The sequence below is a fragment of the Streptomyces sp. NBC_00259 genome, assembly GCF_036181745.1.
GTDB classification, from domain to species: Bacteria; Actinomycetota; Actinomycetes; order Streptomycetales; family Streptomycetaceae; genus Streptomyces; species Streptomyces pratisoli.
The window spans coordinates 4,101,647-4,122,687 of record NZ_CP108080.1 but is presented as its reverse complement, the minus strand read 5'-3'; the positions used below and the strand labels follow the sequence as shown (position 1 = coordinate 4,122,687).

The following is a 21,041-nucleotide window of genomic DNA, read 5'->3' as shown; positions in this document are numbered from 1 at the left end:
CCGACGTGTCCATCGGCACGGGAAATCGTTTCGTCATTGATGAATTCTTCCAGCACTTCACCGGTCTCTTCCGACGGCCCGAATCCCCTCGCCCCGCCCGCTCCTCAGACGGGGGTGCGCGTCTGGGAACGCCGCCCGGTCCACCCGGAAGCCTCCCTGCCTCGCCCCTACAGCCCGGGCGAACTCACGCAGACACCGCTGTACGTACAGCTGGTGGCCGAATGGCGGGCGCGCGGAGCCATGCTGCCCGGCGCCCGCGATCTGCAGTGGGACAGGCTCGCCTCCAGCAGGGCCTTCGAGGAGGACACCCAGCGGACCCTGTGCATGCTGCGACTCGAACGGGACCCCGCGCCGCCGGTGCCCGGGGACGAGGCGGAGATGGGGTCGGGCAGGCGCGGACGGCCGGTCCCGCCGAACGCCGTCGGGCGCCTCCCGAGGCCCCGGTAGTGCGCCGGCTCCTGTCTACGGCACGGAATCGCGAAAACTTGAGCCATTGGAGCTCTTCGTGTGAATTCTGGCGCAACCGCGAGTCCCGGGGGTAGGAGGAGCGTTTGTGCGTATGTGGAACCGCGTGAGTTGTGGGAAAGAAATACAGTCCTTGCGAATGCCTTCTGCACCAGCGACGACCGGGTGCGACTGGCGCAGAGCGCACTCGACGAGGCCCAGGCCGACCGTACGAGGATGCTGGCCGCATTCGCCGTGGTCGTCGGCGACGACGGCACCGTCGCCGGCATGATGGGCCTGGCCGAACGCGAGGTCAGGGTTGCCCGCAGAACGGTCGGCCGGGAAGGAGCGCGCACCGTGGCGGCTAATCTGCTGACGCGAATGTCGGACTCGTCTGCCGATATGAACGGTGAGCCCGGGCAGCCGGTCCCGGAGGTTCAGGTGCCGTTTCCCCGGACCGACCCGAATCCGGCGCCGGCGTCGCCTCCCTACCCCGCACCGCCGCCCCAGATGGGCACTTCCTATTCTCAGACAGGCAGTTCCTATTCCCCGACGGGCAGTTCATATTCCCAGCCGAGCAGTTCATATCCCACGTCCACCACCTCGTATCCCGCCGCGCCCCCCGAGGAGCCGATCTGGGCCGAGCCGGCTCAGACGACAGGTCCCGTCTGGTCGCCCTCGATGGACTCGGTCCTGGTGTGGAGCTGGCACTCGGGCCTGGATCTGCAGGTCGTCGCGAACGAACTGGGTCTTGAGCTGAGAACGGTTCTCCAGCGCGTGCAGACCCTCGCGGCGGAGGGCCAGCTGGCGAAGGCCGACCAGGTGACCCCGAGGGACTACACGACCACGTCGAGGGACTACCCGACCCCTTCCAGGGAGTACGCGGGGGCGTCTTCCCGGGAGTACGTGGGCGGCACCCGCGAGTACTCGGGCCGCCACCGCCGCAACGACGAACCGATGGAGTTCTCCGACACGGGATCGTTCGGCCTGGGTGGCCTGTTCTCCACCGCGTCCTGGTCATGACTTCTGCCGCGCACGTCCCGGCGGCGCACCATGAAGGCATGGACGTGGACAGGGGCACGGCCCGGGACATCGAGGGCTTCAGCGCCCCGGGGCGCGTCGCCGAACCCGGCGAGGGCATCAGCATGGAGGAGCTGGCGCTCGCGGCCCGCAACCACGGAATGCCGCTGGAGGCGCTGCGGTACGAGCTGACGCCCGCGGGACTGCACTACGTCCTCGTCCACTACGACATTCCCGCGGCCGAGGCCGCCGACTGGCGCCTCACCGTCGGCGGGCGTGTGCGGACACCGCTGCGGCTGGACGTGGTCGCCCTGAGGTCGTACCCCTCCGTCACCCATCGCGTCACGATGGAGTGCGCCGGCAACGGCCGCGCCCGTCTCACCCCGCGGCCGGTGAGCCAGCCCTGGCTGGTGGAGGCGGTCGGCACGGCGGAGTGGACCGGTGTGCCGCTGCGCGTGCTGCTCGAGGAGGCCGAGGTGGAGCCGGACGCCGTCGAAGCGGTCCTCACGGGCGCCGACCACGGAGTGGAGCGCGGCGTCGAGCAGGACTACCGGCGCAGCCTGCCGCTGCCGGTGGCCACCGGTGACGATCCGGAGGTGCTGGTGGCGTACGCGATGAACGGCGCGCCCCTGCCGCCGCAGCACGGCCACCCCGTGCGGCTGGTCGTACCCGGCTGGTACGGCATGGCCCACGTGAAATGGCTGCGGGACATCAGCCTGACCAGCACCCCCTTCACCGGCTTCCAGCAGTCGGTCGCCTACCGCTACAAGCAGTCCGCCGACGACCCCGGTGAGCCCGTCACACGCATCGCGCCCCGCGCCCTCATGATCCCGCCGGGCTTTCCCGACTTCATGACCCGCGCCCGCGCCGTACGCCCCGGCCGGATCGGGCTGGAGGGGCGGGCCTGGTCCGGCCACGCTCCGGTCGTACGGGTGGAGGTCAGCACCGACGACGGCCGCACCTGGCACGACGCCGCACTCGCCGCGCCCGAGGGCCACCCCTGGGCCTGGCGCCACTGGCACACGGCCTGGACGGCCACCCCCGGAAACCATGTGCTGGTGGCCCGCGCCACCGACGGCGACGGCCGCACCCAGCCCGTCGAGCAGCCGTGGAACCGGGGCGGCTTCGGGAACAACCTGGTCCAGCGGGTGCCCGTGCTGTGCGTGCCGGAAGCCGGCTGAGACCGGCTGCGGCCGGGGCACCTCCGATCCTCCCGATCCTCCCTCCCGATCTGGCCTCCCCGATCTTCCCGAGTTGCGAAGCCGCCCCCCATGGGGTTGGTTCGAAGGAGAGCCCCTGTTGGGGGTGAGCCATCGTGCTGTTCACCGATCGCGTCGACGCGGGGCAGCGCCTCGCCGAAGCACTGCGGCATCTGCGGGAGGCCGATCCCGTGGTGCTCGGACTGCCCCGGGGCGGAGTGCCGGTGGCCTTCCAGGTGGCGCGGGCCCTCGGAGCGCCACTGGATGTGATCGTCGTTCGGAAGCTGGGCGTCCCGTACCACCGTGAGCTCGGGTTCGGGGCCATCGGCGAGGGCGGGGTACGGATCATCAGCGACGACATCGTCCGCCGGGGGCATGTCTCGGAGAAGGACATCGCGTCGGTCGAGCGGGCCGAGGCGGCCGAACTCACGCGGCAGGCGGAGCGGTTCCGGGCCGACCGGCCGCGGATCGACATCAAGGGCCGGACCGTGATCGTCGTGGACGACGGGATCGCGACCGGGGCGACGGCCGCGGCGGCCTGCGAGGTCGTACGGGCGCAGGGCGCGGCCCGGGTGGTGCTGGCGGCGCCCGTGGCCCCGCCGGACGCGATCACCTGGCTGGCCACCGAGGCGGACGAGGTGGTGTGTCTGTCGACACCGCGCGCCTTCTCGGCGGTCGGGGAGTGGTACCGGGACTTCTCGCAGACCGCCGACGAGGAGGTCGTCACGCTGCTGGCGCGGTCGGCCGCCGATCCGCCGGGGGCGGCGGAGTCCGAGGAGGTCGCGGTGGACGCGGGCGGGGCCGTACTCGCCGGTGAACTCGCCCTGCCGGACGGGGCGGCCGCGGTAGTGATGTTCGCCCACGGCTCCGGGAGCAGCCGGCACAGCCCGCGCAACCGGGCGGTCGCGACCGCCCTGAACCGGGCGGGCCTCGGCACCCTGCTCTTCGATCTGCTCACCGAGCCCGAGGCCGACGACCGTGCGAACGTCTTCGACATCGAGGTCCTCGCCCGCAGGCTCGCGGACGCCACCCAGTGGCTGCGCACCCGTACCCCCGTTCCGATCGGCTACTTCGGGGCGTCCACCGGGGCGGCCGCCGCGCTGTGGGCGGCATCGGGCGCCGGCCCGGAGGTCGGCGCCGTCGTCTCGCGCGGAGGCCGCCCCGATCTGGCCGGGCCCCGGCTGCCCGGCGTACGTGCGCCGACGCTGCTGATCGTCGGGGGCCGTGACACCACGGTCCTGGACCTCAACCGCCAGGCGCGGTCGGCGCTGCGCTGCGAGTGCCGCCTGGAGGTCGTGCCGGGAGCGACGCATCTCTTCGAGGAGCCGGGAGCCCTGGACGAGGTCTCCGTGCTCGCCCGCGACTGGTTCACGATGCACCTGACGCCGCAGGAGCCGTAGTGCGGGCCGGGCGGCCGCCGCGCCCGCCGCCCCGCCGGGTCAGCGGGGCAGTGGCAACCCTGTGTAGTTCTCGGCCAGTTCGGCTGCCGCGTGGGGCGAGGTGGCGATCCGCTCCAGCTGCGACAGCTGGAGCTTCGTCTCGAAGGGCGACTGAGCCGGACCGGTGTGCAGCATCGTCGTCATGGCGTACGAGAAGTGCTCCGCCCGCCAGACCCGCCGCAGGCACGTGTCCGAGTAGGCGTCCAGCAGTTCCGTCCCGCCGGTCTCGCGCCACCGGGCCAGGGCACGGGCCAGTACGACCACATCGGCGACGGCCAGGTTGAGCCCCTTCGCCCCGGTCGGCGGGACGATGTGCGCCGCGTCGCCCGCGAGGAGGACCCGGCCGTACCGCATCGGTTCGGTGACATGGCTGCGCATCGGGAGCACCGCCTTGGACGTCACCCTGCCGCGCTCCAGCTTCCAGCCCGGGTCGCCGTCGAGGGCGAAACGGGCGTCGAGCTCGTCCCAGATCCGCTCGCTCGACCAGTCGGCGGGGTCGGTGCCGTTCGGCACCTGGAGGTAGAGGCGGCTCACGGTGGCCGAGCGCATGCTGGCGAGGGCGAAGCCGCGCTCCGAATGGGCGTAGACCAACTCGTCGTACACGGGCGGCGCTTCGGCGAGGACGCCCAGCCAGGAGTACGGGTACGTCCGCTCGTACGTGGTGCGCAGGGACTCGGGGACGGAGTCCCTGGTCACGCCATGGAATCCGTCGCAGCCGACGACGTAGTCGCAGCTCAGGGTCTGCTCGCGGCCTTCGTGTACGAAACGGACGACCGGGGTGTCGCTGTCGGCGCCCTCGACGGACGTGACCTCGGCCCCGAAGAGGAGCCGGTCGCCCTCGGCGAGCTGAAGGGCGACGAGGTCCTTCACGACCTCGGTCTGCGCGTACACCATGACGCTCCGGCCGCCGGTGAGGGAGGGGAAGTCGATCCGGTGCGCGCGTCGGCCGAAGCGCAGCTCGATGCCGTCGTGCGGGATGCCCTCGGCGTCCATGCGCGCCCCGGCGCCGGCGGCGCGCAGCGCGTCCACGGTGGCCTGTTCGAGGATCCCCGCGCGCTGGCGCTGTTCGACGTAGGCGCGGTCGCGGAGCTCCAGGACCACGCTGTCGATGCCCGCGTTGTGCAGGAGCCGGGCCAGGAGCAGCCCGGCAGGGCCGCCGCCGATGATGCCGACGGTGGTGGTGTGCATCAGTGTTCCTCGCTCCTCCGCCCGGGTGGGCGACTACCCGAAGTGGGCCTGCATGGCCGTGAGTACGGATTGTGGCTGCTCGACTCCCGCGAGGTGTCCGGCGCGTGGCAGTTCGAGGAGCTGGGCGTCCCTGATGCCGTCGGCGAGTTCACGGGCGTGGGCGGGCGGCGTCGCCCGGTCGTCGCGGCCGGCGACGACGAGGGTGGGTGCGCTGATCCGGGGCAGCTCGGGCCGCAGATCGAGACCCGCCAGGATCTCGCAGCAGGCCGCGTAGGCGGCCGGGTCGGCGGACCGCAGATCGGCGACGAGGGCGTGGTGCTCCGTGAAGGCCGGGGTGAACCAGCGGGCGGGGGCGCTCTCGGCGAGCGGTGCCATGCCCTGCGTACGGACGAGTCGGGCCCGCTCCAGCCAGGGGCCGGGTGCGCCGAAGCGCGCGGAGGAGCACACCAGGGCGAGGCCCGTCACCCGGGCGGGACGGTGCGCGGCCAGCCACGTGCCGACGGCACCGCCGAGGGAGACCCCGGCGTAGGCGAAGGTCTCGGCGCCGGCGGCGTCGGCGAGCCGGAGGACGTGCCGGCCGAGGTCGGCGACGGTCGCTCCTTCGGCGGGGAGCAGGCCGGGGCGGGACCCGCCGTGGCCGGGGAGGTCCCAGCGGATGACGCGGTGGTCGCGGGCGAGGGCGGACGCCTGGGGTTCCCAGACGCGCAGCGAGGTGCCGAGGGACGGCCCGAGGATGAGGACGGGGGCGTCCTTCGGGCCCTCGGCACGGTGGTGGAGCAGGTGGTCGGCACCGGTGGTGGTGGTCCGGGTGCGGCCCGCTGGGTGGGTCTGCGGTGGGTGGGTCCGGGCCCGCCCCTCCTGCCCGTCCAGCCCCTCGGACCCCTCCGGCCCCTCGCCCCCGTCCGTTCCTGTGGGACGCCCGGTCTTGGGATCGGCGTGGATTGCTCCGCGTGACAGGGCCCGGTCCACCAGCGCGGGCGCGCAGCCCAGGTACGCCGTCGGATCGGCGAGCGGTGCCAGGGCCGGGACCTGGAAGAGGGCCGTGCCCTGCTCCGTCATCCTCCGCCGTGCCGCCGCCCGGCCCATCGTCGGCGCGAGCTCCTCCACCACCCGCTCCGAGACCACCAGCCCGCCGGTCAGTTCGAGGTTCTCCCGCATCCGGTCACCGCGTACCACCAGCCCCTCGCACAGTTCGGCCGCGACCCGCACCGCGCCCCCCACCAGCCGGAGTGCCTCCCGCAGCGGCTGCCACTCCGCGTGCCAGGCACCTGCCGGGCGTTCGTCCTCGGCGACGAGCGAGCCGAGGAGGACCGCCGCGAGGGCCGGGACCTGACGGGCCGTGGAGGCGATCAGCGTCGCCCGCACCGGGTTGCTCTTGTGCGGCATGGCGGACGAACCGCCGCCCGTGCCCTCCGCCAGCTCCCCCACCTCCGTGCGGGACAGCACCAGCACGTCCGCCGCGAGCTTCCCCAGCGCTCCCGCGCCGAACGCCAGCGCCGCGCCCAGGTCGGCGACCGGTGTACGCAGCACATGCCAGGGCAGCTGCGGTGCGGCGAGGCCGAGTTCGCGCGCGTACGCCGATGCCACGGACAGGCCGTCCGCACCGAACGCCGCCAGGGTGCCCGCCGCGCCGCCGAGCTGGGCCGGCAGCGAGTGCCGTACCCGGGTCAGCCGTTCGCGCGCGTCCAGGACGAGCGCCCGCCAGCCCGCCGCCTTGAGACCGAAGGTGGTCGGCACGGCGTGCTGGGTGAGGGTGCGGCCCGGCATCGGGGTCGTGCGATGCGCGGTGGCGAGTGTGCCGAGCGCCGCCGCGGTCCGTTCCAGATCGGCGGTCATCATGTCCAGTGCCCGCGCGGCCACCAGCATCAGGGCGCTGTCGAGGATGTCCTGGCTGGTCGCGCCGCGGTGCACGAACTCCGCATGCCCCGGATCCCGTTCGGCCACCGCCGCCGTGAGGTCGGCGACCAGCGGGATCACGGGGTTCCCGCCCTCCCGTGCCCGCAGCGCCAGCGACCGGGCGTCGAACCGCTCGGCCCGTGCCACGGCCGTGACGGTCCCCCCGGCCGCCGCGTCGAGGACGCGCGCCAGCGCCGCCTCGGCGTCCAGCAGGGCCTGGAGGAAGGCCGCGTCGCCGGTCGCGGCCTCGACGGGGCTGCCCGCCCGTACCGGCGAGAACAGCCCCGCGTCGTCACCCGGAGGAGTCCCCGGTATCCCCGATGCCGCCGATGTCGTCGGAGTCGCCGGAGTCTTCGGCGTCGTCGAAGTCAAGGAAGACCGTCTCCTTCTCCCCCTGCAGATGGATGTCGAAGCGGTACGTCCGTTCCCCGTCGGGCCGGGCCAGCAGCGTCGGCCGGCGCTCCTGCGGCACCGCGGAGAGCAGCGCGTCGTCCCCGGCCTCGCCCACGTACACCCGGGTGAACAGATGGTGCGTCAGCCCGCGGGCGAACACGCACACCGACAGGTACGGCCTCGAGGCGGCCGGCGGCAGCGTCCGCAGCGACCACCGCCCGTCCGGGCCGGTCGCGACCCGCCCGAACCCGGTACCGGGCTGCCAGAACTCCAGCAGCGCGTCGGGCACCGGATCGCCGTTCCCGTCGCGTACGTGGCCGTGCACGGTGATCGCCTCGGGATGCCCGGCCGGGGCGATGTCGCCTCCGCCCTCGTACGGCAGTGCGTGGCCGAAGAACGGGCCCACGGTCTGGGAGGGCGTGGGAGGAAGGCCGGGCGGCGGCGTCACACGTCCTCCCCGGGATCCGGAAGCGTCGCCGCAGGGCCGTCCAGCACGATGTCCCAGCGATAGCCGAGCGACCACTCCGGCCGCGACAGCCCGTGGTCGTAGGCGGCGACGAGCCGTTCGCGGGCCGCCGGGTGGGTCACCGACTGGAGGATCGGGTCGTACGGGAAGAGCGGGTCGCCCGGGAAGTACATCTGGGTCACCAGGCGCTGGGTGAACGCCGTCCCGAACAGCGAGAAGTGGATGTGCGCGGGCCGCCAGGCGCCCACGTGGTTCCGCCACGGGTACGCGCCGGGCCGGATCGTCGTGAACGCGTACCGTCCCTCGTCGTCCGTCACGCAGCGGCCCACCCCGGTGAAGTTCGGGTCGAGCGGCGCCGGATGCCGGTCGCGCTCGTGTGCGTAACGGCCCGCCGCGTTGGCCTGCCAGACCTCCACGAGCTGGCCGCGCACCGGCCGTCCGGCCCGGTCGAGCACCCGCCCGGTGACGGTGATCCGCTCGCCCAGCGGCTCCCCCGTGTGCTGCCGCGTCAGATCCGCGTCCCCTGCGCCCGCGCTCCGGGCGCCGAGGACCGGCCCGTGCCGTTCGGCGGCCTCCGGGTCGCCGACGGGGACGAGAGGCAGGCGCGGATGCCGCAGGACGGTGCTGCGGTACGGGGCGAAGTCGCGCCGCGGATGGTGCGCGGGCTTCACCGCCTCCTCGTGCGCCGCGGCGATCTCCGCGCTGATCCGCTCCTGACCCGGAATCCCCCCGGCCGTCATCGGCCCCGTCACCTCTCCAGGACCAGGGCCAGCCCCTGCCCGACGCCGATGCACAGCGTGGCCAGGCCGGTGCCGGAACCCGCGGCGGCGAGCTGGTGGGCGACGGCGCCGGTGAGCCGCGCTCCGGAGGCGCCGAGCGGATGACCGATGGCGATGGCGCCGCCGCGCGGGTTGACGACGGCCGGATCGAGTCCCGGCCATTGGCGCAGACACGCCAACGACTGGGCGGCGAAGGCCTCGTTGAGCTCGACGGTGCGCAGGTCGCCGAGCTCCCGACCGGCCTTCTTCAGGGCGCGGTGGACGGCCTCGACCGGCCCGGCGCCGAAGTACTGCGGCTCGATGCCGGTGACGGCGGAGGCGCCGATGCGGGCGAGGGGTTCGCGGCCGGTGGCGCGCAGCCCGTCCTCGTCGACGAGCAGCAGCGCGGCGGCGCCGTCGTTGAGCGGGGAGGAGTTGCCCGCGGTGACCGTCCCGTCCTTGCGGAAGACCGGCTTCAGCTTGGCCAGGGCCTCCGTGGACGTGCTGTCGCGGATGCACTCGTCCCGCGCCAGGTCCACGCCGTCGACGGGCACGACCTCTCCGTCGTACAGCCCCTCGGCCCAGGCCCGGGCCGCGTTCCGGTGGCTGGCGAGGGCGAACGCGTCCTGCTCGTCCCGCCCGATCCCGTACCGGTCGGCGAGCAGCTCGGCGCCCTCGCCGAGTCCGACCGTCCACTCGTCGGGCAGCCGCGGATTGACCATGCGCCAGCCGAGCGTCGTCGAGTACATCTGCTGGTGCCCGGCAGGAAAGCCGCGCGCCGGCTTCTGCAGCACCCAGGGCGCCCGGCTCATCGACTCGACGCCGCCGGCGACGGCGATCGACGCGTCGCCGACGGCGATGGCGCGGGCGGCCTGGATGACGGCCTCCATACCGGAGCCGCACAGCCGGTTCACCGTCGTGCCCGGCACGGTCACCGGCAGCCCGGCGAGCAGCACGGCCATCCGGGCCACGTCGCGGTTGTCCTCGCCGGCGCCGTTGGCGTCGCCGAAGAAGACGTCGTCGATACGGGCCGGGTCGAGGTCGGGCGTCCGGGAGACGAGGGCGCCGAGCACTCCGGCGGCGAGGTCGTCGGGACGCACCCCGGAAAGGGCGCCGCCGTACTTGCCGATGGGGGTGCGGACGGCGTCCACGACATAGACGTCACGAAGGCGGTCGGTCATACCGGCTCAGCTCCTGTTTTCTCTCGTACCTCGGCGGGGGTGACGCCCGGTGCCGTCTCGACGAGCACGAACCCGTCGGCGGTCACGTCGAGCACCCCGAGATCGGTGATGACGCGGTGCACACACGCCTTGCCCGTGAGCGGCAGCGTGCACTCCTGGACGAGCTTCGGGGAGCCGTCCCTGGTGGTGTGCTCGGTCAGGACGACGACCCGGCGGGCACCGTGGACGAGGTCCATGGCGCCTCCCATGCCCTTGACCGTCCTCCCCGGGACGGACCAGTTGGCGAGGTCGCCGCCCGCGGAGACCTGCATGGCTCCCAGGACGGCGATGTCGATGTGGCCGCCGCGGATCATGCCGAAGGAGAGGGCGGAGTCGAAGAACGCGGCACCGGGAAGCGTGGTGACGGTCTCCTTGCCCGCGTTGACCAGGTCCGGGTCGACGTCTTCCTCGTACGGGTACGGTCCGACGCCGAGGATGCCGTTCTCCGAGTGGAGGACGACGTCCACGCCGGGCGGGAGGAAGTTCGGTACGAGCGTGGGCAGACCGATGCCGAGGTTCACGTACGAGCCGTCGGCCAGCTCGGCGGCCGCGCGGGCGGCCATCTCGTCGCGCGTCCAGCTCATCGGCCCCGTACCGTCCTCTTCTCGATCCCCTTCGCCGCCGCCTGTCCGGGGGTGAGCGGGACCACCCGCTGGACGAAGATGCCGGGCACATGGACCGCGTCGGGGTCCAGTTCGCCGGGCTCGACCAGCTCTTCCACCTCGGCGATCGTCACCCGGCCCGCCATCGCGGCGAGCGGGTTGAAGTTGCGGGCGGCCTTGTTCAGGACGAGGTTTCCGAGGCGGTCGCCGCGGGCGGCGCGTACGAGCGCGAAGTCGGTGGTGATGCCGTGTTCGAGCACGTGGTCGCGGCCGTCGAAGGTCCGGATCTCCTTGGCGGGCGAGGCCACGACGACCGTGCCTCCCGGCCCGTGGCGCCGGGGCAGTCCGCCGTCGGCGACCTGGGTGCCGACCCCGGCCGGGGTGTAGAAGGCGGGGATGCCGCAGCCTCCGGCACGCAGGCGTTCGGCGAGCGTGCCCTGGGGGACGAGCTCCACCTCGATCTCACCGGCGAGGTACTGGCGGGCGAACTCCTTGTTGTCGCCGATGTAGGAGCCGGTGACCCGGGCGATACGGCCCGCTGCGAGGAGGACGCCCAGTCCGCCGCCGTCGACCCCGCAGTTGTTGGAGACCACGTGGAGCGCGCTCGCTCCGGTCGCGTGCACCGCCTCGATCAGCACGTTCGGCACACCGCTGAGACCGAAGCCGCCGACGGCGAGCGACGCGTGATCCGCGATGCCGCCGACCGCCTCGGCGGCGGACCGCTCGACTTTGTCCATGGAGACTTCCGCCCGATTCGTTCGCCAGATGAACTACAGTTCATCTACGACTCGCCATGAGTCTGCGTGCACCTGGCACACATGTCAACGCCCTGGAGAACCGATGCCGGCCGCTCCCCCCGCCGAGGCCGTGGCTCCGCTGATGCGCGGTATCGCCGTGCTGCGCGAGCTCACCGACGCGGGCGGCCGGATGGACCTCAGCGACCTCGTGCGCGCGACGGGGCTGGCGCGCTCGACCGTCGACCGGATCGCGGCCACGCTCGCGCGCATGGGCTACGTACGCCTCCAGGGCCACGAGGCACGGCTCGCGCCCCGGCTCATGGAACTGGGCAACGCCTATCTCGCCTCGCTCGGACTCCCGGGACGGCTCGGTCCGCTCGCCGAGCGCCTCGCCGAGGAGCTGGACGAATCGGTGTCGCTGGCCGTACCCGACCGCGACGGCATCCGCTTCGTGCACCAGACGACCCGGCGCCGCGCCATGTCGCTGACCTTCCGGATCGGCGATCTGCTGCCGTACGAACGCACGGCGGCGGGCGCGGTGTTCGCGACCACCTGGACGGATGAGGAATGGGCGGCCCGGCGCGGTCGTGACGCCTCCGCCGGGGACACCGGACGGGCCGCTCACGGCGCTCACGGCGCTCACGCCGACGACGCCTTCCGGCAGCGGACGGCACGGGCCCGGGAGGCCGGCTGGGCCGTCGACGACCAGCTGATGGAGCCCGGGCTGGTCGCCGTCGCCATGCCCGTACGCGACCCGCAGGGCGCGGTGGTCTGCGCGGTGAGCGTGGTCAGCCACACCAGCCGCCACACGGCGCGGTCGCTGGGTGAGGCCGTGCTGCCCCGGCTACGGGAGACCGTCGCCGCGATGGAGGCGGAGCTTGCCCGGCCCCGGCCGGCCGGCGAGAGGCCCGTCCCGAGCGGCCTCGCCCACTGGACCACGGCGTCCAAGCGGGAACTCGGCGCCGGCTTCGTGGAGTCCCTGGCCCGCGGCCTGACCGTCGTCACCGCCTTCGGCGAGGGCCGCGCGGAACTCCCCCTCACCTCCGTCGCCGAGGCCACCGGCCTGGCCCGCGCCACCGCCCGACGCGCGCTCATCACCCTGGAGCACCTCGGCTACGTCACCTCACGGGAGCGCCTCTTCCGGCTCACCCCCGGCGTCCTCTCCCTCGGCTGCCCCGCGCTCTCCCGGACGCCGCTCCCCGACATCGCCGTACCGCACATGGCGGAACTGGTCGGCCGGGTCCACGACTCCGCCTCCCTCGCGGTCCTCGACGGCGACGACATCCGCTACACGGCGCGCGTCGCCACCGAGCGGATCATGAGCGTCAACATCACCATCGGCACCCGCTTCCCCGCGTACGCCGCGTCCATGGGCCGGGTCCTGCTCGCCGGCCTGCCCGCCGAGGAGCGCGAGGACCGGATCGGCCGTACCGAGCTGCGGCCCCTGACCCGTCGTACCGTCATCGACCCCGCCCATCTCGCCGCACTCCTCGACGGGGTCCGCGACGACGGCTTCGCGCTGGTCGACGAGGAACTCGAAGAGGGGCTGCGCTCGCTGGCGGTCCCCGTCCGCGACCACACGGGCCGGACCGTCGCGGCTCTCAACGTCGCCATGCACACCACACGGCGCACCGCCGACGAGTGCCTGGCCCAGCTGCTGCCCCAACTCCGGGCCACCGCGGCCCACATCGAGTCCGACCTCCATGTCGCGGGCCGCTTCGCCCGTGTCCCGGAGGTGTGAGGACGCAGTCCCGGAGGTGTGAGGACGGAGTGCGGCGTCAGCTCGTCCAGAAGTCCCACCAGCGCGTCATGATCAGCATTCCGATGATCCCGGCCCAGAGCACCGGCGGCACCCAGCCGAATTCGCGCAGACCTCTGCGCAGGCCGGCCGGCGCCGGGAGCATCCGGTGTTCCACGGTGTGCCGGGTGACGTAGCAGAACAGCAGGATCGTGGCGGCCCAGGCGAGACAGCACCACAGGCACAGCGCGCCGATGCGGTACAGCGACTGGAACTGGAGCCAGGTGCAGAACACGACGCCGAAGAGGGTGCCCGCGTTGAGGGCGAGCCAGAACCAGCGGCGGTAGCGGGCGCCCGCCAGCAGCCCGGCCCCGACGCCGATCACGACGGCGTACGACACGAGGCCCAGCATCGGGTTGGGGAATCCGAAGGCCGCGGCCTGCTCGCTCTTCATGATGTTGCCGCAGGACACCACCGGGTTGAGGCTGCACCCCGGGGTGAAGCCCGGATCCTCCAGCAGTCTGAACTTGTCCATCGTGATGACCCAGGAGGCGAGCAGTCCCGCCGCCCCCGCGAGGACGAGCAGCAGGGCGAAGCCCCGGCTGCCGCCGGCCTCCACCGCCGTGGTGTCGTCCGCTGCCGTCGCCGGGCGCGGGACGCGCGTCCTTGCTCGTGTCCCCATGTCTCTCCCCTGTTTCCTTTCCGCCGACCGGTTCCGCGGGTCCGTACCCCCGGCCCGTCGTCACCTGGGCCGATGCGCACACGCAGTAATCGCCGTCCCGCTCAACACGACGGATCGTCAGATTCCGATTAGCGTCGCGGATGTCCCTGACCCTTGTTGACAAGGAGACCGACCATGAAGCTGACGCTTCGCCACCCGGGGGCGGCCGCCGCCCCGGCCGCCTGGATACCACTCGAGCTCGCCGGGACCATCCGGCCGGTCGCGACCCCCGCGGCCGACCGCCCGGCGAGCGGGCCCCGGCACCTTTGATCCGCAAGGCGTAATCAAGGCCCGGCAGGCGGTCATACAGCCGCCCGCCGGGCCTTTTGCCGTCCCGACGTCATGAGCCGTCCGGGCCGGCGTCACCCACGCAGCTGACGCACCGGCAGCAAGCAGTGCGCGGCGGTCGACAGCACCGCCTCGTCGCCGACGAACTCCCGCAGCGTGTCCTCCGAGACCGGCACCCCGGGCGCCGCCTCCGGCCAGGGCCGGGTGGCGAAGATGAAGTACACGTGACCCCGGTCGCGTACCGCGGCCAGCCACTCCTGCGGGACCGGGCACTGGGCGCTGAGATGAGGCATCGTCAGGACCGCCTGGCCCGCCTCGACGAGCAGCGTGACGGGCAGACCGACGGCCTCCGCGGCGTCCACGTACTCGCTCCCGACCGGCAGCCCCACCTCTTCGAGCAGCTGCCGGGCGGCCGCCCCCGCCGCCTCGGGGCCGCCGGTGCCGTCCCCGAGTGCGTAGGCCAGCAGGAAGGGCATGTCGCGCTCGTCGTCGGGATGTTCGCCGCTCCAGGCGATGACGACGAGAGTGCCCAGTTGGGCCGGGCGGAAGGCGCGTACAGCGCTGGGGGTTGAGGTCACGGTCGGACCTTAGCGACTTATCTGGATACTCCGGGCGCCCATGTCACACTCGCGGGGGAGCCGGCCCGCTGATTACCCCGAAGGGGTCGCGCCCGCTCACTCGTACGCACCGGCACGGCGGCCCGGCAGCGGCGCACAGGACGCGCCACGGGGCGGTCAGGAGCCCAGCGGAAGTCCGCCGAGGAGCTGGCCCGCGCCGCCCTTGCCCTGCTTGTTGATGTCGTTCGTGGCGCCCTGGACGGAGTTGAGCAGCGAGCCCTTCTGCTCCGTGTCCAGCGTCCGGTTCGTGATCGGCTCCACGGCGGAGGTGGTCTGGCTCGCGACCGTCCCCACGGCCCCGTTGAGGCTGGTCGGAGTGAGCTCGGAAGCGGCGAAAGCCGGGGCCGAGGCACCCGCGGCGACCAGGGAACCGGCGACGACCGCGGCGACCTTCATGGGCTTCATCAGTGAATCTCTCCTTCGGCAACGCGTGTCGCGCGCACATGTGACGTACCTTCAGGCACATTGCGGATGCTGAGCATGCCTGTCGTGCGTGCCTGTCGTGCTGTTACATGCTCTGTAACGATCCGACATCAGGTCAGAAACTCCGAATCCCCGGGATTCTCCTATCCCCACCCGAATGAAGTTCTCCGTTCGGATGTTCGTATCAAAAGCGGGGACGGCGGCGGCGCAAGGAAAAGGCCGCTCCCCCCGCCGTGGCGGGGGGAGCGGCCCGGGGACGACGCGCCGGACGGTCAGTCGTTGACGCAGGCGTTGCCGAAGGCCGGGTTGAGCAGGCCGATGACGTTCACGGTGTTGCCGCAGACGTTGACCGGCACGTGGACCGGAACCTGGACGACATTGCCCGAGAGCACGCCCGGCGAGCCCGCCGCAGCGCCCTCCGCGCCGGCGTCGGCAGAGGCAATGCCGGTGGAGCCCGCAACAGCGGCAGCGGCGAGGGTGGACAGAACGAAAGCCTTCGCGGTACGCGACATGGAGAAGCACTCCTTGGTCAAAATGTTCAGTGGCCGTGCATGACTGCCCGGTCCTTGGTTCAACGGCAGCGGGGACTGCCAGGTTGTGCGGCCGAAGGAGTGAATACCGGTCGGCCGGTACGAATGCCCCGCGTCCGGCGGCGGGTCGCCGCCGGACGCCTGGGCACGCGTCAGTCGTTGGCGCAGGCGTTGCCGAACGCGGGGTTCAGCAGGGCGACGACGTCGACGGTGTTGCCGCAGACGTTGACCGGGACGTGGACCGGAACCTGGACCACGTTGCCGGACCCGACACCGGGCGACTCCGTGGCGGCACCGTTGGCCCCGCTGTCGGCCACGGCCGCGCCCGCGCCGCCCATCATCAGGGCGGCACCCGTGCCCACGAACATGACCGACTTGGCGATTCGCTTCATCATTCTTCCTTCCGGGTAACCGATGAGGCGCAACCATCAACGACGACATGGGAACTCCGGACACGGATGCGCGCCAAAAGGATTAATCCGGCCTCTGACTTCCCGTGCGGTTCCGGAAAGAAAAAGGGGCTAGAGTCGCCTCGCGTCCCGCACAGGCAAAGAGCACACGAAGCAAACTGCTCACCGGCCCGCTCATGTGAATACCCTTGGATATGAACCGGAATCGACGATCTGCGCAGCATGCTGAGTTCCGGCAGCAGCCGGATCGATTCCCGATGCGCGACGGTCCGAAATCCTTTCCGGAAGTGCTCCATGTCGTGCAGCCCGTCGACGGCGGGGTGGCCCGGATCGTCACGGATCTGGTGACCGACCAGGTGCGCACCGGACTCCGGGTGGCCGTGGCCTGCCCCGGCGGCGGGGTCCTCGGGGACACCGCACGCGCGCTCGGCGCCGACGTGCACCGGTGGCGGGCCGGGCGGGCGGCCGGGCCGCTGCTGCTCCCGCAGGTGGGGCAACTCGCGGGGATCCTGGAACGGGTACGCCCGCGGGTCGTTCACGCGCACGGCGCCAAGGCCGGACTGGCCGCCCGTCTCGCCGTGCGCGGCCGGATCCCCACCGTGTTCCAGCCGCACGCCTGGGCCTTCGAGGCGGCCGACGGCATCGGCGCCCGGCTCGCACGCCACTGGGAGCGCTACGGCGCACGCTGGACGGACCGGATCGTCTGTGTCAGTGAGGCGGAGCAGCACGCCGGCGCACGGGCGGGCATCGACGCCCGGTGGACCGTCGTCCCCAACGGCGTGGACACCGAGCGGTTCCGGCCCGCCCCGGAGGACCGGCCGCGTGCCCTGCCGCCCCTGGTCGCCGATCTGCCCGAGTCCGCGCCCCTCGTGGTGTGCGTGGGACGGCTGTGCCGGCGCAAGGGCCAGGACGTGCTGCTCGCGGCCTGGGAGCACGTCCTGCGCCGACTGCCCAACGCCTGTCTCGTCCTGGTCGGCGACGGACCCGGGGCCGAGGCCCTGCGCGTGGAGGCGCCCGCGTCCGTACGGTTCGCGGGCGCCGAGGCGGACGTGGCGCCCTGGTACCGGGCGGCCGACCTCGTGGTCCTCCCGTCCCGCCGGGAGAGCATGGCACTGGCGCCGCTCGAGGCCATGGCCTGCGGCCGTGCCGTCGTCGTCACCGATGTCGACGGGGCCAGGGAGAGCCTGCCCCCGGGGCACGCGCTCTTCTGCCTGACGCCTTCTCAGGATCCCTACGCGCTGGCCACGGCCGTCGGAGACCTGCTGCTCAACGCCCCGCTGCGGACCACGCTGGGCCACCAGGGCCATCAGCACGTCCTGTGCGCGCATGACGTGCGGCACACCGCGGGCGCGGTCGCGGACGTGTACCGCGACGTGACGGCCGTACGGTCCCGCAGCGGGAGTCCCGTCGGCGGCTGAGCGCGGTGCGCCCGGTGGGCGTACGAGGACCCACGCAGGAGGACCCGGTACGAGGACCCGCTGACGAGCTCGCGCGTACGAGCGCGGCCGTACACGACGCACCGGCCGGGAGAGTCCGATGAGAGGACTCTCCCGGCCGGGAATCAGGCGGGGATCGCGGTCACTCAGCGCCGCGCGGCAGCCGCCCCGCGCCGGTACAGCAGCGCGCCACCGGCCAGCAGCGCGACCGCGGCGGCACCGGTGGCCAGCATGCCGGCGTCGCCGCCGGTCTGCGCCAGCTGACCGGACGTACCGGTCGTGTCGACGATCTGGCCGTCGTCCGGGGTGTCCACGACGGGCACCAGGACCTCGGGCACCTCGGGAAGCTCCGGCAGGTCGGGGATCTCCGGCACCTCGGGGACGTTCGGAGTGTCCGGGGTGTCGGGCGTCTCCGGCGTGTTCGGAGTGACCGGGGTGTCAGGCGTGTCCGGGGTGTCGGGCGTGTCCGGGGTGTTCGGCGTCACCGGAGGCTCGACCGCGCCGTTGGCGCAGGCGTTGCCGCCTGCCGGGTTCAGCAGACCGACGACGTCGACGGTGTTCCCGCAGGCGTTGACCGGGACGCTGACCGGGACCTGGACGCTGTTGCCGGACGCCACACCCGGCGAGTCCGTGACGGAGCTCTCGGCGCTCGCGCCGGACCCTCCTCCCGCCGCGTCGCCCCCGCCGTTGGCGCAGGCGTTGCCGCCGGCCGGGTTCAGCAGACCGACGACGTTGACGGTGTTGCCGCAGAGGTTGACCGGCACGTCCACGGGTACCTGGACGTTGTTACCCGACAGCACGCCGGGCGAGTTCGCGGCCTCCGCGTCGGCGCTGGAGTCAGCGCTGGCGTACACACTTGTCAAGGAAAGAATGCCGGTGGCCGCAGCGGCCGTCAGAATTCCCTTGGTCATGACCTGTCGCATCTTATTTCTTTCCCGCTTCCGCTTCGCGAGCCGGTCCTGGGGTGCACCGGGCGGCACACCCCAGGACCGGCGGAAAACGACCCTTCAGGGCTGCGTGCGAGGGCTGATCGTCAGCCGTTCACACAGGTGTTGCCGAACGCAGGGTTCAGCAGGGCGAGGAGGTTGACGGAGTTGCCGCACGCATTGACCGGAATGTGTACGGGAATCTGAATGACGTTCCCGGACAGCACTCCCGGCGAACCGGTTGCGACACCGGTCGCACCGGAGTCCGCAAAGGCGGGAGCGGCCATGCCCATGGCCAACACCAGCCCCGCCAGCACCGTCGTGGTCTTCCTCAACTTCATTTCGGGTTCCTTCTGTTTGGCGGTCATCTCGGCGCCGTGGTAATGCACGGGGCAATACCACTGACGCCTTGACAACGAAGAGTGCCCGCCGAAGAAACCGTCAGGCTATACAGACTCCGCGCATTCACTCGGATGCCCGTCCGGCAATTCCCGGTATTGGGGGTGGAGATGACCTCAGCCGTTGCCCTCGCCGTTCCCGGACAGCACCGGGATGTCGGACAGAATGTGCGACAGCGGCTCGTCGCCCTTGGCCTGGGTCGAGTTCTCCGTGCACTGCTGGTTCTGCGGGTTCGACAGGACGTTGACGTCCTGGACACCCACCGGCACGAGGCCGACCAGCGAACCCGCGTTGACCTTGGCGGGCAGACCGACACAGGGCTTGTTCAGCGAACCCTGGACCAGGGCGAGCTGCGGGCTCTGGTTTCCGTAGGTGGCGGAGTTCCCGAACACCTGCGAGGCGCCGACGCCGCTGGCGGACGTGGTGCCGGTGTCGTCACCGATCGCGAGGGCCTGGGGCGCTGCGGCGGCCGAGACACCGATTACGGAGGCCGTGACCGCAGCTGCAGCCATAACCTTCTTGATCATCACTTGATTGCCTTTCTGCAGGAACACACGAGCTCGTCTGCGCACCGACTCAAACTGAACGGCAGCCGTTTGGTTTCGGGACTTCACCCGAACAGCCCTCATGGCGCCGCCTGCGCGACATGGGCTCGACCGGATCGGCGAATCATTTCCGCACGCTCCGGGCGGGCGTTGCGGACAGCCCTTTGGAGTGAAGCGGAAGAACCAAGTCCGGGGCCCGGAGTTGGTCAGGAGGCTTCGGGAACGGGCTCTCGGTCGGGCTCTCAGTCCCCTCTCAGAACCCCCAGAAAGGGATCAGTCGTGATCAAGAAGGCTATGGCGGCCGTCGCCGTCACCGCGTCCGTCGTCGGCGTCTCGGCCGCGGCGGCACCGCAGGCCCTGGCCATCGGCAACGACACGGGTACCACCTCGGCCAGCGGCGTCGGCGCCTCGCAGGTGTTCGGCAACTCGGCCACGTACGGCAACCAGAGCCCGCAGATGGCGCTCATCCAGGGCTCGCTGAACAAGCCCTGCATCGGCCTGCCCGCCAAGGCCAACGCCGGCTCGCTCGTCGGCCTCGTGCCGGTGGCCGTCCAGGACGTCAACGTCCTGTCGAACCCGCAGAACCAGCAGTGCACGGAGAACTCGACCCAGGCCAAGGGCGACGAGTCCCTGTCGCACATCCTGAACGACATCCCGGTGCTGTCCGGCAACGGCCAGGGCAACGGCTGACCGCTCTCGCGCAGTCCAGGGCCGGGCCGTCGCGGTACGCCGCGGCGGCCCGGCCTCGTGCTGTCCGGCCTCGTGCTGTCCGGCCTCGTGCGGTCATGGGGCGCGGCGCCTCACCAGCGCGGCCAGGACCAGGAGACGAGCGCGGCCCATTCCCGGTCCTGGACGCCGGGGAGGGTTCTGCCCTGGGCGTACCAACTGGTCATGAGAGACGCGTAGATGGGCTCCGCCGAACGGTCCGCGAACGGCCTGGGCGCCGGCCTCCCACGATCCGCCGGCGCCGTGGGGCTCTCCGGTTCTCTACGGCTCGCCGGAATCAGCCCCTGCCGTTCCCAACGGCCCTTGTGCTCCGCCATGCCCCCAATATCCCGTACCGCTCCTGTTCTGGGTGCAAAAGAACCGAACCGCTCCGTCCGGCGCCGTTCCGCGCTCCGCTGTTCGGGTTACAGGCCGCAACCGCCACCCGGACGGCGCTGTTGATCATTGCGTCACTTCATCGGTGGAGTGCGCGTCCTGAAGAAGCCCTGAAGGGAATCATCATGAAGAAGCTGTGGGCAGCCGCGGCCGTGACCGCGTCTGTGGCCGGAGTCTCGCTGACTGCCGCCCCGCAGGCACTCGCCATCGGTGACGACGCCGGCACCACGTCGCTGAGCGGCAACGACGCCTCTCAGGTCTTCGGCAACTCGGCCACGTACGGCAACCAGAGCCCGCAGCTCAGCGCGGTTCAGGGCTCGCTGAACAAGCTCTGCGTCGGTGTGCCCGCCAAGGCCAACGCCGGCTCGCTCGTCGGCCTCGTGCCGGTGGCCGTCCAGGACGTCAACGTGCTGTCGAACCCGCAGAGCCAGCAGTGCGCGGAGAACTCGACCCAGGCCAAGGGCGACGAGCCGCTGTCGCACGTCCTGGACGACATCCCGGTGCTGTCCGGCAACGGCGTCAACAACCACTGAGAACCACTGAGC

The 21,041-nt window shown here is 72.1% G+C and carries 24 protein-coding genes and 1 pseudogene; 9 read left to right on the top strand and 16 right to left on the bottom strand.

The genetic code is table 11. From position 1 onward, the window contains the following. The first annotated feature begins 39 nt into the window (after positions 1-39). From OG766_RS18555 to OG766_RS18540, 4 genes are all read left to right on the top strand, one after another. The gene (locus OG766_RS18555; RefSeq protein ID WP_266380731.1) at positions 40-447 is read left to right on the top strand and encodes a hypothetical protein; all 408 of its coding nucleotides are present in this window, start codon (positions 40-42) and stop codon (positions 445-447) included. A gap of 183 nt (positions 448-630) precedes the next feature. After that, on the top strand, positions 631-1,467 hold the full coding sequence (locus OG766_RS18550; protein WP_266380729.1) for a hypothetical protein: 837 nt from the start codon (positions 631-633) through the stop codon (positions 1,465-1,467). 38 nt (positions 1,468-1,505) lie between these two features. Next, entirely contained in the window at positions 1,506-2,645 is a 1,140-nt protein-coding gene (locus OG766_RS18545; RefSeq protein ID WP_266380726.1) for a sulfite oxidase, read from the top strand. Between the two features lie 134 nt (positions 2,646-2,779). Beyond that, positions 2,780-4,063 carry a phosphoribosyltransferase family protein gene (locus OG766_RS18540; protein ID WP_266380723.1) on the top strand — a complete coding sequence of 428 codons (1,284 nt, stop codon included), beginning with the start codon at positions 2,780-2,782 and terminating at the stop codon, positions 4,061-4,063. A 39-nt stretch (positions 4,064-4,102) separates the two neighbouring features. Here OG766_RS18540 and OG766_RS18535 read toward each other — a convergent pair whose 3' ends face one another. The 8 genes and pseudogenes from OG766_RS18535 to OG766_RS18500 form a co-directional block, all read right to left on the bottom strand. Next, a complete protein-coding gene (locus OG766_RS18535) occupies positions 4,103-5,290 on the bottom strand; it encodes a 4-hydroxybenzoate 3-monooxygenase (RefSeq protein ID WP_266380720.1) in 1,188 nt (395 codons plus the stop codon). Between the two features lie 33 nt (positions 5,291-5,323). Beyond that, entirely contained in the window at positions 5,324-6,259 is a 936-nt protein-coding gene (pcaD, locus tag OG766_RS18530) for a 3-oxoadipate enol-lactonase (protein WP_328727496.1), read from the bottom strand. Further along, positions 6,236-7,501: pseudogene (pcaB, locus tag OG766_RS18525) on the bottom strand (3-carboxy-cis,cis-muconate cycloisomerase); the annotation flags it as partial. The pseudogene pcaB and the gene pcaD, both read right to left, overlap by 24 nt. After that, positions 7,479-8,027 (bottom strand): protocatechuate 3,4-dioxygenase subunit alpha, encoded by a 549-nt coding sequence (locus tag OG766_RS18520; protein WP_266380718.1) that lies wholly within the window; start codon positions 8,025-8,027, stop codon positions 7,479-7,481. The pseudogene pcaB and the gene OG766_RS18520, both read right to left, overlap by 23 nt. Beyond that, positions 8,024-8,785: a protocatechuate 3,4-dioxygenase subunit beta gene (gene pcaH, locus OG766_RS18515; RefSeq protein ID WP_266380716.1), complete on the bottom strand. Its 762-nt coding sequence runs from the start codon at positions 8,783-8,785 to the stop codon at positions 8,024-8,026. Before pcaH ends, OG766_RS18520 begins: the two co-directional genes overlap by 4 nt. 8 nt (positions 8,786-8,793) lie before the next feature. Further along, positions 8,794-9,984 (bottom strand): thiolase family protein, encoded by a 1,191-nt coding sequence (locus OG766_RS18510; protein ID WP_266380714.1) that lies wholly within the window; start codon positions 9,982-9,984, stop codon positions 8,794-8,796. Beyond that, complete coding sequence (locus tag OG766_RS18505; RefSeq protein WP_266380712.1) at positions 9,981-10,607, bottom strand: 3-oxoacid CoA-transferase subunit B; 627 nt, start codon at positions 10,605-10,607, stop codon at positions 9,981-9,983. The genes OG766_RS18510 and OG766_RS18505 overlap by 4 nt, the downstream gene beginning before the upstream one ends. Next, positions 10,604-11,362: a CoA transferase subunit A gene (locus OG766_RS18500; RefSeq protein ID WP_266380709.1), complete on the bottom strand. Its 759-nt coding sequence runs from the start codon at positions 11,360-11,362 to the stop codon at positions 10,604-10,606. The genes OG766_RS18505 and OG766_RS18500 overlap by 4 nt, the downstream gene beginning before the upstream one ends. A gap of 103 nt (positions 11,363-11,465) precedes the next feature. Between OG766_RS18500 and OG766_RS18495 the strand changes: the two genes are divergently transcribed. Continuing rightward, positions 11,466-13,103 carry an IclR family transcriptional regulator domain-containing protein gene (locus OG766_RS18495; RefSeq protein WP_328725800.1) on the top strand — a complete coding sequence of 546 codons (1,638 nt, stop codon included), beginning with the start codon at positions 11,466-11,468 and terminating at the stop codon, positions 13,101-13,103. 37 nt (positions 13,104-13,140) lie between these two features. On the opposite strand, the gene OG766_RS18490 is transcribed toward OG766_RS18495, so the two are convergent. Next, a complete protein-coding gene (locus OG766_RS18490) occupies positions 13,141-13,782 on the bottom strand; it encodes a vitamin K epoxide reductase family protein (RefSeq protein ID WP_266380703.1) in 642 nt (213 codons plus the stop codon). A gap of 174 nt (positions 13,783-13,956) precedes the next feature. On the opposite strand from OG766_RS18490, the gene OG766_RS18485 reads away from it, so the two are divergent. Further along, positions 13,957-14,091, top strand: a complete 135-nt coding sequence (locus OG766_RS18485) for a hypothetical protein (protein ID WP_328725799.1) — start codon at positions 13,957-13,959, stop codon at positions 14,089-14,091. 92 nt (positions 14,092-14,183) lie between these two features. Here the strand turns inward: OG766_RS18485 and OG766_RS18480 are convergent, their stop codons facing one another. From OG766_RS18480 to OG766_RS18465, 4 genes are all read right to left on the bottom strand, one after another. Further along, positions 14,184-14,687 carry a DUF5949 family protein gene (locus OG766_RS18480; RefSeq protein ID WP_266380696.1) on the bottom strand — a complete coding sequence of 168 codons (504 nt, stop codon included), beginning with the start codon at positions 14,685-14,687 and terminating at the stop codon, positions 14,184-14,186. Positions 14,688-14,843: 156 nt separating this feature from the next. Then, on the bottom strand, positions 14,844-15,131 hold the full coding sequence (locus tag OG766_RS18475; RefSeq protein WP_266380691.1) for a hypothetical protein: 288 nt from the start codon (positions 15,129-15,131) through the stop codon (positions 14,844-14,846). A gap of 290 nt (positions 15,132-15,421) precedes the next feature. Next, positions 15,422-15,661, bottom strand: coding sequence for a chaplin (locus OG766_RS18470; protein WP_266380688.1), 240 nt, complete (start codon positions 15,659-15,661; stop codon positions 15,422-15,424). Positions 15,662-15,831: 170 nt separating this feature from the next. After that, positions 15,832-16,071, bottom strand: coding sequence for a chaplin (locus OG766_RS18465; RefSeq protein WP_266384260.1), 240 nt, complete (start codon positions 16,069-16,071; stop codon positions 15,832-15,834). Between the two features lie 275 nt (positions 16,072-16,346). On the opposite strand from OG766_RS18465, the gene OG766_RS18460 reads away from it, so the two are divergent. After that, entirely contained in the window at positions 16,347-17,507 is a 1,161-nt protein-coding gene (locus OG766_RS18460; protein WP_328725798.1) for a glycosyltransferase, read from the top strand. A 164-nt stretch (positions 17,508-17,671) separates the two neighbouring features. On the opposite strand, the gene OG766_RS18455 is transcribed toward OG766_RS18460, so the two are convergent. The 3 genes from OG766_RS18455 to OG766_RS18445 form a co-directional block, all read right to left on the bottom strand. Next, a complete protein-coding gene (locus tag OG766_RS18455; protein WP_328725797.1) occupies positions 17,672-18,448 on the bottom strand; it encodes a chaplin in 777 nt (258 codons plus the stop codon). A gap of 110 nt (positions 18,449-18,558) precedes the next feature. Next, complete coding sequence (locus OG766_RS18450) at positions 18,559-18,792, bottom strand: chaplin (RefSeq protein WP_266384257.1); 234 nt, start codon at positions 18,790-18,792, stop codon at positions 18,559-18,561. A gap of 174 nt (positions 18,793-18,966) precedes the next feature. After that, positions 18,967-19,377: a rodlin gene (locus tag OG766_RS18445; protein ID WP_266380680.1), complete on the bottom strand. Its 411-nt coding sequence runs from the start codon at positions 19,375-19,377 to the stop codon at positions 18,967-18,969. 297 nt (positions 19,378-19,674) lie between these two features. Here OG766_RS18445 and OG766_RS18440 point away from each other — a divergent pair, with 297 nt between their 5' ends. Together OG766_RS18440 and OG766_RS18435 are read left to right on the top strand one after the other, a co-directional pair. After that, positions 19,675-20,085, top strand: a complete 411-nt coding sequence (locus OG766_RS18440; protein WP_328725796.1) for a rodlin — start codon at positions 19,675-19,677, stop codon at positions 20,083-20,085. Between the two features lie 536 nt (positions 20,086-20,621). Then, a complete protein-coding gene (locus OG766_RS18435; protein ID WP_328725795.1) occupies positions 20,622-21,029 on the top strand; it encodes a rodlin in 408 nt (135 codons plus the stop codon). Positions 21,030-21,041 lie beyond the last annotated feature (12 nt).